The 13,901-nt window shown below is 55.0% G+C and carries 8 protein-coding genes; all 8 read left to right on the top strand.

Annotation, left to right across the window (positions count from 1 at the left end; translation table 11 throughout):
- The first annotated feature begins 3 nt into the window (after positions 1-3).
- The 8 genes from SK3146_RS10670 to SK3146_RS10635 all read left to right on the top strand — a co-directional run bounded on the left by SK3146_RS10670 (position 4) and on the right by SK3146_RS10635 (position 13,901).
- Complete coding sequence (locus SK3146_RS10670; RefSeq protein WP_249865057.1) at positions 4-1,158, top strand: efflux RND transporter periplasmic adaptor subunit; 1,155 nt, start codon at positions 4-6, stop codon at positions 1,156-1,158.
- A gap of 70 nt (positions 1,159-1,228) precedes the next feature.
- The gene (locus SK3146_RS10665) at positions 1,229-2,623 is read left to right on the top strand and encodes an ABC transporter permease (RefSeq protein ID WP_249865056.1); all 1,395 of its coding nucleotides are present in this window, start codon (positions 1,229-1,231) and stop codon (positions 2,621-2,623) included.
- Positions 2,604-4,025 carry an extracellular solute-binding protein gene (locus SK3146_RS10660; protein WP_249865055.1) on the top strand — a complete coding sequence of 474 codons (1,422 nt, stop codon included), beginning with the start codon at positions 2,604-2,606 and terminating at the stop codon, positions 4,023-4,025. The genes SK3146_RS10665 and SK3146_RS10660 overlap by 20 nt, the downstream gene beginning before the upstream one ends.
- A gap of 67 nt (positions 4,026-4,092) precedes the next feature.
- Positions 4,093-6,258: a hypothetical protein gene (locus tag SK3146_RS10655; RefSeq protein ID WP_249865054.1), complete on the top strand. Its 2,166-nt coding sequence runs from the start codon at positions 4,093-4,095 to the stop codon at positions 6,256-6,258.
- Between the two features lie 99 nt (positions 6,259-6,357).
- Positions 6,358-7,062 (top strand): response regulator transcription factor, encoded by a 705-nt coding sequence (locus SK3146_RS10650; RefSeq protein WP_249865053.1) that lies wholly within the window; start codon positions 6,358-6,360, stop codon positions 7,060-7,062.
- The gene (locus SK3146_RS10645; RefSeq protein ID WP_249865052.1) at positions 7,035-8,408 is read left to right on the top strand and encodes a sensor histidine kinase; all 1,374 of its coding nucleotides are present in this window, start codon (positions 7,035-7,037) and stop codon (positions 8,406-8,408) included. The genes SK3146_RS10650 and SK3146_RS10645 overlap by 28 nt, the downstream gene beginning before the upstream one ends.
- A 436-nt stretch (positions 8,409-8,844) precedes the next feature.
- Positions 8,845-13,131, top strand: a complete 4,287-nt coding sequence (locus SK3146_RS10640) for a SpaA isopeptide-forming pilin-related protein (protein WP_249865051.1) — start codon at positions 8,845-8,847, stop codon at positions 13,129-13,131.
- A gap of 53 nt (positions 13,132-13,184) precedes the next feature.
- On the top strand, positions 13,185-13,901 hold the full coding sequence (locus tag SK3146_RS10635; protein ID WP_249865050.1) for a class D sortase: 717 nt from the start codon (positions 13,185-13,187) through the stop codon (positions 13,899-13,901).

Below are 13,901 nucleotides of genomic sequence, written 5' to 3'. Positions count from 1 at the left end.
TCCATGGACGGCACGATCGCCGCCTCGCGCGAGGATGACGTCAAGAAAAAAGCGATCCGGCGGGCTATCCTCGTCTTTGTCCTGGTCATGATCGTTTTAACGTTTTTTTCCAATACGCTGCTGACCCTCTCGCTGGCGGAGGTGACGGTTCAGCAGCCGGCAAGCGGCCCCTTGTCGCATGAGGTGACCGGCTCGGGCAAGGTAGAAGCGGCGGAGACGGCGGATATTTATGTAGAAGTCAACTGGCCGGTCGGCGATGTCGCCGTCAAGACCGGCGATACCGTGGAGGCCGGTCAAGAACTGTTTACGTTGAAAACCGGAGATGCCGATGATTCGCTCAAAGATAATCAGGCCCGGTACGAACAGAAGCAGTTGAGTCTGCAAAAGCTGCAGGACAGCTACATGGATGCCGCCCGCAGCAGCGACGAGAAGCAGATGCGCGGCATAGCGCGGGACATTGACAGCACAAAGCTGGATTTGCAGATTCTGGAGCGGCAAATCGCCAATCTGCAGCGCCAGCTCGCCGAGTTTGGGCGGATGGCGTCTCCGGTCGCCGGAACCGTCATTGAAGTGAACGCGGCGAAAGGAGCGCCGGTGCCAAGCGGGAAGGCGGCCGTGCGCATCGCCGACGCCGCCAAGGGACAGCGGCTTAAGGCGACGATCCCGGATACTAAGGCCCCTTATGTCCAATTGGGCGATGAAACCGAGCTAATCTTCGCCGCGCTGGGCAATGCGCGGGTGAAGGCCGCAGTTACCGATATCCGCGATCTGTACGAAGCGTCTTCGCAGACGTCGGCGTCCGGATCGTCCGCCCCGTCTAAGCGCGAAGGCAAAGAAATTACGTTCTCGCTGAACGACAGCCGACTGAAGGGCGGCGAAACCGGCGAATTTGGGATCATTAAGAAGACGGACGCATTCCGCTCGCTGCTGCCGAGCGATGCGGTCCGCGAAGACGATAAAGGGAAATACGTCCTCGTTATGAAGGAGAAGAAGGGGCCGCTCGGCAGCGAATACGTCCTGCAGCGCGCCTCCGTACAGGCCGGCGACGCGGATGATTGGAAGACATCGATAGAGAACGGCGTGACGCCTCTCGACAAAGTGGTTGTCTCCAGCAGCAAGCCGGTTGCGGAAGGGGATCGGGTAATGCCCGGCAGCTGAGCGCGTTTAGCATTTCATAGGAAAGGAGGGAGCGCGGATGCTCAGGGGCCGTTCCCGATTAGCCTCGTTCATGGTGTTTGCAGGAGTATTGCTTGTACTTGGCGGTATCGGGCTTCTGTCGTCGGTTACGACCGGTTGGGAGCAAGAGAACGGCTCCCACCGGCTGCAAAAGCTGACGGCAATCGTCGACCGTACCGCCGATTCTTCAAGCACGGGCGGGCTGCGGCTTGAGGAGGCGGAGCGGTTGGCGCGGAGGTGGAACCCGCTGTCTGTCGCTTATGCCGCACTGATGCAAACTCAGGCCGTTCTGGGCAAGCTGTCGGTTTCGTGCAATCTGTTCGGTGTGAACGGGACTTACCGCGATTTCCGCGAATTCAAGATGATCGGCGGTGCGGCGCTCTCGCAAGCTGCGGTCGATCAGCGCAGCCGCGTCGCGGTAATCGGCGCGCAGCTCGCCGATCAGCTGTTTCATTCGACCCGGGTCACCGGTAAAACGATCGAGCTGTACGGAGTTCCCTTTACCGTTATCGGCGTGTTCGAGGATGAACGCTCCCTGGTGGAGCAAATGTCGGATGACGGCTCGGTGGATGTATTTATCCCGGTCACGGCGATGCTGGATGTGTATCCCGATGCGCGAATCGGCATCGTCCAACTGGCGGCGAAGCCCGATGCGGCGATCCGCGGGGAGACTGCGGTCAAGCAAGCGATGACGGAGGCGGGGCTGAATCCGTCGTCATTTCGGATTACAAACGATGTGCTCGTTCATACGCGGATTTCGCAGCTGCGGCTGATGCTGTTGTTCGGATGCGGGACGATCGCAATTTACGGGCTTGCTCGTCTGACGATCCGGCGGCTGGCCAAGGCTTGCACGGCCATGCAGGCCCGGCTCGCGGCGCAGGACTGGCCCGATGCGCTTCGCAGCGAGCGTCGCCTGCTTCTAAGCTGTGCGCTTGCCGCGGCCTCGACGGCAATAGGCGCGGCCGGATTGTGGGAGATGATCCGGTTTCGCCTGTACATTCCGCCGGACTGGGTGCCGAAGGAAATCATCGACGTATCGTTTTATATCGATAAGCTGCGTGAGCTGTGGCAGCAGCAGACGGCGGAAGCGGGATATGTTCCCGCGCCTCATGAACGGCTTGCGCATGCGACAGGGCGGCTGGCGGACGCGTTATGTTTTGCCGGCAGTCTGCTCGGCTTGCCGCTGTTTTTGCTTGGCGCCCGTCTATGGGCGGCCGAGCGGGTGCTTCTGCCGGTACAACTGCAGCGTTTGTTTCTCTGCATTCCGGTTGTGGCGGCCATCGCCTATGGCGCCGCCCGCTGGGCGGGAGTCGATTACCGGATCGATCCGCAGGAATATGCGGTTACCGGCGCTTTCTTTATCGTCGCCGTGATTCATGCTCATAGCCTTGCAAACCGATCTGAACTTGAAGGAGTGAAGCTTTCCCATGTCGAGAATTTTAGGTAAGCCTTGTTTGGCCGTAATTTCGATAATTTCCTTTCTAAGCTTGACCGCCTGCACGGGGAGCGGAGCCGTACCGCCTTCTGCCAATGACGGAGACGGCGGAGCGGCGGGCTCCGGAACGAAAACCGTCTCGTTATCGGTCATGACCTCCGATCGTTTCCTGGAGCTTGCCAAGCAAAAATTCGAAGAAAGCCATCCGGATATCAACATTGACATCAAAGAATATGCAGCGGCGCCGGATACGGGGATGAAGGGGCCGAACACGACGATCATCACCAAGCCGGACCCGAAGAATACGGAGAAATATGTAAGTACGGTAGGCACGGAGCTGATGAGCGGCAAAGCGTCGGACATCATCGTCATGAACGGACTGCCTTATAAGAAATATGCCGATAAGAAGCTCTTGGAAAATATAAGCGACCTGATGAGCCGGGACAAATCTTTTCAGCAGAGCGATTATTATACCGACATCCTGGATGCGATGAAATATAAAGGCGCTTTGTATACCGTCCCGATCCGGTTCGGGCTGAACAAGTGGCTGGGGAACCAAGCCCTGCTGGCTAATGAGACTATTGACGACGCCAACTGGACATGGCAGGATTTCAAATCGCTTGCCTCCAAATGGCTGACGGACCGCAATAACGACGGCAAGCCGGACGTATACCCGCTTGGTTATATCGAGCCGAATGCGCTGATCGCCATGATGCTCGGTGCAAATTACGCCAAATTCGTCGACGATGCGGGCAAGAAAGCGAAATTCGATTCGCCCGAATTTATTCAAATGCTGAAGCTGGCCAAGTCGATGTATGACGAAAAGATCATCCCCGCCGACAATACGGACAATAACAATGTCGTCTTTAACCCGAAATCGAACATTATGATGGCAATGGATATGTATTCCATGCCAAAAATGTTTTTTGACGGCAAAGCGGCGTACTATAACCCGCCTTCCGAGAATGACGGTAGAGGAGCTTCGTTTACGACGAACATGCCGGTCTCGATCAATAGCAAATCGGCGAATAAGAAAGAAGCTTGGGAATTCGTAAAATTTTTGCTGACCGATGACATGCAGTCGGTCCGGGAATTGAACGGGTTTCCCGTTAACCGCAATGGGGCAAAGGCTCAAGCGGAAAGCTTAAAGACGCTCGGGACAGGAGAAGGCGGAGGAGGGAAAGGAATGCGTCTCAACGTCAACGGCAAGGAATTGGCGCTTCAGCCGGCTGCGGATCAGGATATCGCCGCCATCATGAATGCATTGGATAACGTGAAGCAGTATGCCGAAAGCGACTTGAAAATTTCCGATATCGTATCGTCGGAAACCGGGCCGTTTTTCCAAGGACAGAAAACGGCGGAGGAAGCCGCCAAGACAATCCAAAACAAAGTAAGCATCTACTTGCAGGAATAATGTCCGGACCTAGAGGATTCAACCGTTCCGGCATGCAAAATATTTTCGTTACCAGGAGGACTGCATCATGAAGCCGTGCCAGCGTAAGCGGCGCCTTTCCGAACTTTTGCTTATCTTGATGTGCTGCTTCTTCAGCATAGCCCTGCCGGCGAATGCCGCTATTCAGGCCGCAGACCGGATTGCAGATCAGACTATAGACCAGACTGCAGCCGAAGGGGAGGAAGCTGCGGCTTCTCCCTCCGTCGGTACCGTGAGCCTTGCGGATAACCGGTATTTTGAATTGAAAGATTGGAGCGTCCTTGCAGATAACGGAGCGAACAATATTACCTTCACCGTGTCGGTGCATAACGATAGCGCCGCCGATCTGATGTTTCATGACTATTGGGTGCATCTGCTGACCCCGTCGGGCAGCCCGATTACGCTCAACGTATGGCTTCAAGACAAAGAGATAGACCGGATTGCGCCGCATTCGGCGCAAAATATCCGGTTTTATGCGACGGTCGGCGATCAAACGAATTTATCCGAGCTAAGCGTAGAATTCATCCAGTGGGACTTCAGCCGGCCGAATTTTGAGCGGCGTCTCGGAGCCATTGCCGTTCCCGCCGGCTACGTTACCGCAGCCGGGTCATCCCGCGAAGTTCGAATGGGGGACATACCTGTGCGAACGGTCATCAAACAAAGATCGATGCGCCAGGATGAGAAAAACTATCATACGACGATCGTATATGAAATGACCAATGCGGGCGCGAAAAGCGCAGCCGTACCTGCGTATTCCTTTGCGATCCGCACGCTCGAAGGTTTTATGTATCCATTGGACTCGAAAAACGGAAAGGATATGACGATCGATCCTCAGGTCACTCAAGAAATCGAGCTTACCGGCTCCATTCCGGTTTCCGTGTCATCCGAGGGGTGGCAGCTTGTGTTAAGCGAATACCCGCAGGATCTAAAGCTTAACGTCTCCGTCGCTGTTTACGAGCTGCCCGCCGTTTCTTCCGCTAGCGGGGGAAGCTTCGGACAACCGTATACGTTCGCGAACGATGCGGGAGTATATACCGCGGAAATTGCCTCGATCCGCCGTCTGCCGTGGGAGGATCAGGATTTGCTGACCGCGGAGATCGTCGTCGCCAACAATAGCGAGCTGTCGCTGCCGATCCCGGACATGACGGGATATTATGAGCTGGACGATGCGGTGAAAATAGAGGCGACGCTGATTCAGCCCGATCAGCTGATCGGGCTGGCTCCGGGGACATCGACCCGTTTCCAGCTCGTCGGGAAGCTGCCTTATACGTACGCATTTTCCAAAGTCAAACTTGTACTTGAAGAAAAAGAAAGCGACACCGGGACCGGCGAGCTGCTTTCCTTCACGAGCGGCGCCGAGCTGCTGAACGTCCCGTACTACAACGAAGGCGAGACGTACACGGCAGAGCATGCCGGTCGGAGCGCCGGCTACAAGGTGTGCGATGTCCGGACTTACAGAGGGGATAGCTCGGATACGTTCATGATTATGCTGGAGGCGTCCAATCTGGAGAAACGCTACAGCGATGTGACCCGGCTGGCGGCTAATGTTCAGTCGGCGGACGGGACGATCTTCCCGGCTGTCGTTAGCGCTATCGGCGGGAAACTAAGCCCCGGGGGCAAAGCGCTCCTGTTCCTGACCGCATCCTTGCCGAAGGGGACGCCGACCTCAACTATGCATGTCATGATCGGCGAAGCGATTGCGGGCGGCAAGCTGGCTTCCCGGGATGAACAAGCGGACGGGTATATTGGTGCCGCCGCCTTCTGGCTGCCCACGGAACGATTTACTGTGCAGGACGACTTGCTCCATATCGACTTGGTGCCTTACGAGCTCTCGATGAATCGCATTACGACGGCAATAGTTCTCGGCGAGCTGAATCTTTCGTTCGACTATGAATTGAAGAAAGATCGGCTGATGGAAACCAATATTGAAGGCCGCAAGCTGGTCATCGCTTTTGAGGATGAGAACGGTAATAAAACATTTACCCGCGAATACGATTTCAAAGACTTTGAAGCCGCTAAGCCGAATGACGGAACGAAGGATATGAAACTGCGCGCGGGCCAAAAGACCCGGTTCGAGATCAAGGAGTCCGATCAGGATCTGATCTACAAACTGGAGACGCTCAAAACTTATAAGTTAAGCGTATACGACTCCTTTAACGGACAGCTCAAGCTGCTTGCGGCGAAGAAGATCGACTGGTTCGCCACGACGGATTAACCGGTTCGGGCGGCGGTTTTTCATCTGTCCTTCAGCTTTTCGTTTTATACTACAAATAATCATTTCGACTCGCACGTGAAAAAAGGGGGATTGCCTTCGATGAAAATTCTCGTTGTGGAGGACGACCTTCATCTGCTCCAAACGATCCGAACCTTGCTGGAAGAAGAAGGTTACCAAGTCGATCCTGCGGATTGCGGCGAAGAAGGCTGTTATATGGCGGAGCAGGGCGATTACGATCTGCTGCTGCTCGATCGGATGCTGCCGGGGATGGACGGACTGAAGATTGTCCGCAGCGTTCGGGCCAAACAGGCGGCGACGCCGATCTTGTTTCTGACGGCCAGAGATACGGTGGAGGATATGGTTCAGGGCCTCGATAGCGGGGCCGACGATTATATGACCAAGCCGTTCGAAGTGCGGGAACTGCTCGCCCGGGTAAGAGCGCTGCTGCGAAGACGCTCGCCGGCGGACCGTGACGGAACGATTGTCTATCGCGGGATCGTCCTGAACACGCGAAGCAAGCAGGCGCGAATCGGCGAAATACCTGTAGAGCTTACGCAAAAGGAGTTCGAGCTGTTCGAATATTTGCTGCGCAACCGGGAGCAAATACTGACCCGCGAGCAGATTTGCGCGCGCGTCTGGGGTCTCGATTCCGATGTCGGATTGAATGTCGTCGATGTCTACGTATATTATTTGCGTAAAAAACTAAAGGCGTTCGATTGCGATCATATCATTCAAACGATCCGAAACGTCGGTTATATGATAAAGGAGCAAGCCTCATGTTCAACCGCATCCGAAACCGGCTGACGGTGCTCAATGCGGCGGTCTTATTCATTATTCTCGCCTGCATCGGTTTGATCGTTTATTGCGAATTGCGCCACCAGTTATATGCTAAGGTCGATGAATCGCTGCGGACGAGAGCGCAGGATCTCCGGTCCGTCAATGTGAAGGCCCAATTTTTCACGGAATACAACCCGGCGAGCGATGATAAAAGCATGAAGAAAAGCATGATATTAATTCAAGGGATCGATCCCCGGGTTTTCCTGGTGCTCTGGGATGAGAGCGGTAAAGGCATCCCCCTTATGCTCGGAACGGATAACGGCAAAACCGCCGAGGCTTTTCGGCCGTACCGGCCGCTACGCGAGCCTGAGACGGTGAAAATCGACGGTCATTACTACCGTTTGTATACGTTGGATTACGATCAGCCTGTCTCGATGAATGTGAAGATCATGACGGGGCAATTACCGCCGAAAGAGGGGGATATCCTCCCGCCTTATCCCTCAGACGACGGGGAAGCGGTCCGGATCGTATCCGCGCAAGCCGTCAGTATCGTCGATTCCGAGCAAAATATGCTGAACATACTGCTGGAAATCATGCTGCTCGGCATCTTCGGAGGAGGCGCGCTGACGGTTCTCGCTGGGCTGTACTTGGCCAATAAGGCGCTTCAGCCGATCCGGCGTTCCTGGGATCGTCAGCAGCAATTCGTCGCCGACGCATCCCATGAGCTGCGGATGCCGCTGTCGATCATTCAGGCGAACGCAGAGCTCGTCTTCCGGCATCCGGACCGTTCCATTCTGGACATGAGCGAACCGCTGTCCATGGTGCTTGCGGAAGCGAAACGGATGGGGAAACTTACGAATCAGCTGCTTACGCTGGCCAGAGCCGATTCGAATCAGGAAGAGCTGCAGCTTAAGCCGCTAGGGCTCGATTCGCTGATCAGGGAGGCGGCGCGTAAATTCGAACCGCTGACCGAGCTGAAGCGGCAGAGGCTGGAGCTGCAAGTAGAAAGCGGTCTTCAGCTTATGGGAGATAGCGAACGGCTGCATCAGCTGTTGGTCATCCTGCTCGACAACAGCGTGAAATTTACGCCGGAGCAGGGGACGATCCGGCTTCGCGCCGGACGCAGCGGCCACAGCGTCGAGGTCGCGGTAGAAGACAACGGCCCGGGCATTGCCGCCGAAGACTTGCCGCGAATCTTCGACCGCTTCTATCGCGGCGACAAGGCCCGAACCCGCAGCAGCGGGGGCACGGGCCTCGGACTGTCGATCGCCTGGTGGATCGTCGTCCGGCACGGCGGGCACATAACCGCGGCCAGCGTGCCCGGTCAAGGGACGACAGTGACGTTCCGTTTGCCCGTTAAGCATAAAAACTAGCCATCAAAAAGGTCGAATGCGGGAGCGGCAGCAGGCTCTCCTTCGGCCTTTTTAAGCATTTCTATCAAATCCCGCGTTTTGGCGAATGGGGTCAAGGCATCCAACATAGACGGCGACGACGTTGCTGATATGCCTGCAAATTTGTTTAGATTTTGTTCAGATAATTATGGTAAACTGATATGGAAGACTTTCCGGTTCATCGAGATAGTGCGATCCGTCTGCGGTTGCGCCGGGCTCTCGATTTTTTTTGCAATGTCCGGAAAGAATTCATACCACACTTCACTATGCAGACGGCTTGTGCGGGCTGATAGATGAAGTGCAACGATACGGAAAGGGGGGAAGTTCGTTCTCTATAGGTAAATTATTGAAATTCTGGTGGAATACAGGGTTTGGATTTCGGTTGAAAATCTATGCAGAATGGAGGTGCTGAGAAGATATGGCCAAGAAAAAGATCAGCACGCTGCTCATCGGTCTATTGATGATTCTGCAGGTGCTGTCTGCTTTCGGTTTTTCGCCTCAAGCAAACGCAGCGGCGATTACCGATAATATTATCGACAGCGTGTCGATGGCGGTGTACGACAAATCCGGCCACGTCGTGACGGAAAATGTGTATGAGCCGGGCTCGAAGGTGCAGTTGGACTACACATGGTCCCTGCCTGGAGGACATGATTACAAGAACGGGGACACCTTCACGTTCAAGCTGCCGGATGAGTTCAAGTTTTACAACGATATTCCCGCGCAGCCCCTCATATCCAGCGGCGAAGCGATAGGCAAATTTACATTAAATAAAGACTCCCATGAAGTGGTTATGACGATGGAGTCGATTGAAAATTTGTCGGATGTGAGAGGAACGCTGACGTTCCAGACCGTGTTCGATATGGATGTTATCCAAGGAAGCACGACGCAGATTATTAAAATTCCGGTTCACGGCGGGGAACAAGTTTTTACGCTCCGCTTTAAACCGAACGTCGATTCGACCATTGGGAAAAGCGGCGTGCCGGACGGCTACAACGCCAAGCAAATCGATTGGACCGTTGATGTGAACAAGGAGCTGGCTGCAGTTCAGAACGCGGTGGTAACCGACCCGATTCCCGCAGGGCTGGGAGCTCCGGTGACCGTTGCCGTATACGAGCTGGGCGTCAATCTGGACGGCACCGTCGTTCAGGGAGCGCCGGTCGACGGCAGTCGATACATCGTCAACACGGCAGGCAATGTACTTACGCTCAGCTTCACAGACAATCCGATCCGAACGGCCTATCGCATTCAGTACACGACGCCGGTAACGGATGGGGACAAAACCTCGTTTGTGAACAAGGCTACGCTTCAAGGCGGCAACCAAACGCCGGTAAGCGCGACGGCTACCGTTACGGTACAGCGCGGTACGGCGCTGGACAAGGTGTCGACGAAATACGATGCCGATACGCAAACGATCGATTGGGAAATCAAGTACAATTACAACGAGAAAACCATTGCCCAAACCGAAGCTTTTTTGGCGGATTTATTTAATGATTCGCAGGAGCTGGTCGCCGGTTCGCTCCATGTTTACCCGGTGACGGTCGATGCCAAGGGAGCAGAGACGCTCGGCGCTGAATTGCCCGCAGCGGAATATAGCGTGACGCCGGAGACGGCGGCCGGAAGCACAGGCTTCAAGCTGCAGTTCGCACACCCGATTTCGTCCGCTTATAAAATCAAGTACCAAACGAAGGCCGTTCATCGCGTCATCGATAACGCTGTCATTACGAATAAGGTCGTTTCCGGCAGCGGGGGCAGTAAAACGGCGACGCGGGGCATTAATCAGGTGGTGATCGCCAAGGGCGTCGGGCTGGTCGACTATAAGGCCAAAACGGCAGCCTGGAGCATTACGATCAACCGCGACAGCGAAACGATGAGCGGTGTGGTCGTTACGGATAAATTCCTTCATCAAGGACTCCGGTTTATTCCCGAAGCATTCACCGTGTATGAAGGCGGCCAACGGATGAGCCCTTCCGATTATACGGTAGATCCCGCCATAGCGCCGGATCAAGGCTTTGCCGTTACATTCCATCGGACGATCAACTCTCCGGTGACGATCTATTACAACACCGAGTTCAATATGGACTGGCTCAGCGCCGGAGCGGTAAATTTTCTGAACGAGGCCGTGGTCGATTGGATCGACAGTGCTTCCAATGCACAGACGAAGACGGTTACCGCAACGTTCGATCCGCGGAACGAAGCGAAAAACAACGGGCTTAAAAGCGGAGTTTACGATGCGTCGTCGAAGCAGATTGCATGGACGGTCGGCGTGAACTATAACGGCAAGACGCTGGCCGAAGCGGTCGTTGAAGATACGCTTGAATCCGGTCAGAAGCTGGTCGCAGACTCGCTTGCCGTATACGGGATGAACATCGCGTCAAACGGCAATCCGTCTTTAGGCTCCGTCGTCGACAGCACGTATTACAACTACTCGGTCGACGAGAACAATAAGCTGACCGTGACGTTCCAGAAGCCGATTTCGGCTCCGTACTATGTTGTCTTTAAGACAAGCCTCGACGGGAAAATTATTGATAATAAAGTAAGCAATACGGCCGGCTTGCTGGACGGCGTTACGCCGGTATCGAATCCTTTGACGGCTTCCGTCAGCATCCCTAACGGCGGCGAATACGTGAACAAGAACGGCAAGCAAAACGGCGATAAAATCGACTGGACCGTTCTTATCAACCGCACGCAGTCAACGGTGACCGACGCCAAAATTATCGATACGCCGTCGGACAACCAGCTTCTGCTGCCTGGCACGTTCAAGCTGTTTACGACCAAAGTGGACGCTAACGGCACGGTGAACAAGGCGGCCGAGCTCGTTAAGGATAAGGATTACAAGTTGGAAATCAAGACGGATGACGACGGAAAGCAGAGCTTCGAGCTAAGTTTCCTCAAGAAGCTCGCTACGGCGGCGATTCTGGAATATCAATCTTTAATTGTCGCCAAGGACCAGGATACCGTATCCAACAAAATCGCATTTAGCGGCAACAACGAAATTACGGTAACGAAGGATACGTCAACGAGCGTCGTGGTCGGAGTGACCAGCGGTTCGGGGACGATTAGCGGCATCAGAGGCACTCTCACCGTGACGAAAGTAGACGGAGCTGCCCCTGCGGTTAAACTCGCCGGAGCTACATTCGAACTATACCGCAAAACCGGCTCGGAACAGCTGCTGGTCGGCACGTTGACAACCGGAACGAACGGAGAGGCGGTATTCAAGAAATTGCTGGCTGGGGATTATGTGCTGAAGGAAACGGCGGCCCCGGCGGGATATGCGCTCGACTCTCGGGAATATCCGGTGAAAATTCAAACCGCGGACGGCTATCAGCTGACAATCGCCAACGATAAGATCGTTAAGCCTAACCCGCCTGACACAGACGGCAAGCTGACGGTGAAAAAAGTAGATTCGGAGCAAAGCGGCCTGCTGCTCGCCGGAGCGACCTTCGAGCTGTACGCGAAGACGGGGACAGGTTTAACCCCGGCCGGCGTGAAAACGACGGACGCAAGCGGGATCATCGTCTTCGATAAGCTGGCGCCAGGGGAATACGTAGTGAAAGAAACGGCGGCCCCGGCAGGATATGTGCTTGATTCCAAGGAGCATCCGGTGACGGTTCAAACCGCCGCCGACGTTCAGCTAACCGTTACGAACGATAAGGACGTTACGCCTAATCCGCCGACGAATCCTGCTTCGGACGGCTGGATCGCAGTGAAAAAAGTAGATTCGGAGCAACCCGATCTGCTGCTCGGCGGAGCGACCTTCGAGCTGTATGCGAAGACGGAGAGCGGCTTAGCCTCGATGGGCGCGAAAACGACGGATGCGAGCGGCACGATCGTCTTCGATAAGCTGGCAGCAGGGGAATATGTAGTGAAGGAAACGACGGCCCCGGCAGGATATGTGCTTGATGCCAAGGAATATCCGGTGACGCTTCAAACGTCGGGCAGCGTGCAATTCACCGTCATGAATAACAAGGACGTTACGTCTAATCCGCCGACAACGCCGGTTGCGGAAAGCTCAATCACGGTGAAAAAGACGGATTCGGTGCGAAGCGATCTGCTGCTGAGCGGAGCGGTCTTCGAGCTGTACGCTAAGACAGGGACAGGTTTAACCCCGGTCGGCGCAAAAACGACGGATGCAAACGGCATGATCGTCTTCGATAAGCTGACTGCAGGGGAATACGTAGTGAAGGAAACGGCGGCTCCGGCAGGATATGTGCTTGATGCCAAGGAGTACCCGGTGACGCTTCAAACGTCGGATAACTATTCGCTGACGGTAACGAACTTGAGAATCCGCAAATCGTCGTCCTCGTCTTCGTCGTCATCGCCAACACCGTCGACGCCAACGCCGACGCCAGCGGAGGAAAATCCGGCCAATCCCAATCCGTCGCAGCCGGGCAGCACGATTGACGGCGATGTAAAAGTGCCTTTGGGCGGTCCGTCGGTGACCGGGCAGCCGGATAGCGGGGAAGAGACGGTCCAACCGGACAATCCGGCAAACTCGGACAAGCCGGACAATTCGGACGGCAGCGATACGAACGGCACGATCGAGGTCAATCAGAAAGTGCCTTTAGGCAATCCGCCGGAGGATGGGAAACCGAAAGAAACGCTTCCGAAAACAGGCGAAGCAAGTCCCGTTTTCATTGAAATTGCAGGCCTTATCCTAATCCTTGTCGGATTGGTGCTGCGGCGCAAGCTGACTAAGAACATCTAGCGAGCAACGCCTATTGCGTAATAAACCGCAGGCTTTCCGGAAAGGAGGCTCGGATGATCAAAAAAATGCTGCCCACGCTGTGCATCTGCCTCGGAATAATCGTTTTTTTGTACCCGACGGTGAGCGATCGTTACGAGACTTACCGGCAGCAGCAGCTTTTGAAGCAGTGGACGGAAACGATGAAGCAGATCGATCAGGCGGACGATATGGCCAGTACGAAGCCTATGGCGGCCCCAGTTCCGATATCCGCGGTTATCGCTCCGGCTCCGGCGACCACAGACGGAACGCCGGCGGACGAAACGGAAGCGAGCCGTCAGCCGCAATCTTCGGAGAACGAGCCGGAGGCTCTGCAGGACGCGCTGCTTAAGGAGCAGGTCGAAGGAATTTTGATCATCGACAAGATCGATCTGAAGCTGCCGATAATAACGGATGCGACTCCCGGCCACCTGAAGCTTTCCGCAGCCAGCATTGCAGGCACGGGAAAGGCGGGAGCCGTAGGGAACTATGCCATCGCCGGCCATAGAAACCTGACGTACGGGAAAAATTTCAACAGGCTGGACGAATTGGATAAGGGAGATGTAATCGAGGTCGATACGGGCAAGCAGAAGTACAGATATCAAGTTCAAGAGAAGCTGTACGTGCTCCCGGAGGATGTCTGGGTACTGAAGGGCAACGGCAAAGATAAAGAAATTTCGCTGCTCACCTGTCATCCTATGGAAAACCCGACGCATCGTCTTGTGGTTAAGGGAACATTAATAGAGAAGCAGTGA

This window comes from Paenibacillus konkukensis (assembly GCF_023523925.1).
GTDB lineage: Bacteria > Bacillota > Bacilli > Paenibacillales > NBRC-103111 > Paenibacillus_S > Paenibacillus_S doosanensis.
The sequence above is the reverse complement of the archived record's forward strand: the minus strand, read 5'-3'. Positions and strand labels throughout refer to the sequence as shown.

What these genes read in the sequence shown, in the direction of transcription:
- SK3146_RS10670 (WP_249865057.1), top strand. Translation starts at nt 4, where the DNA reads ATGGACGGCACGATCGCCGCCTCGCGCGAGGATGACGTCAAGAAAAAA.
- SK3146_RS10665 (WP_249865056.1), top strand. Translation starts at nt 1,229, where the DNA reads ATGGTGTTTGCAGGAGTATTGCTTGTACTTGGCGGTATCGGGCTTCTG.
- SK3146_RS10660 (WP_249865055.1), top strand. Translation starts at nt 2,604, where the DNA reads ATGTCGAGAATTTTAGGTAAGCCTTGTTTGGCCGTAATTTCGATAATT.
- SK3146_RS10655 (WP_249865054.1), top strand. Translation starts at nt 4,093, where the DNA reads ATGAAGCCGTGCCAGCGTAAGCGGCGCCTTTCCGAACTTTTGCTTATC.
- SK3146_RS10650 (WP_249865053.1), top strand. Translation starts at nt 6,358, where the DNA reads ATGAAAATTCTCGTTGTGGAGGACGACCTTCATCTGCTCCAAACGATC.
- SK3146_RS10645 (WP_249865052.1), top strand. Translation starts at nt 7,035, where the DNA reads ATGTTCAACCGCATCCGAAACCGGCTGACGGTGCTCAATGCGGCGGTC.
- SK3146_RS10640 (WP_249865051.1), top strand. Translation starts at nt 8,845, where the DNA reads ATGGCCAAGAAAAAGATCAGCACGCTGCTCATCGGTCTATTGATGATT.
- SK3146_RS10635 (WP_249865050.1), top strand. Translation starts at nt 13,185, where the DNA reads ATGATCAAAAAAATGCTGCCCACGCTGTGCATCTGCCTCGGAATAATC.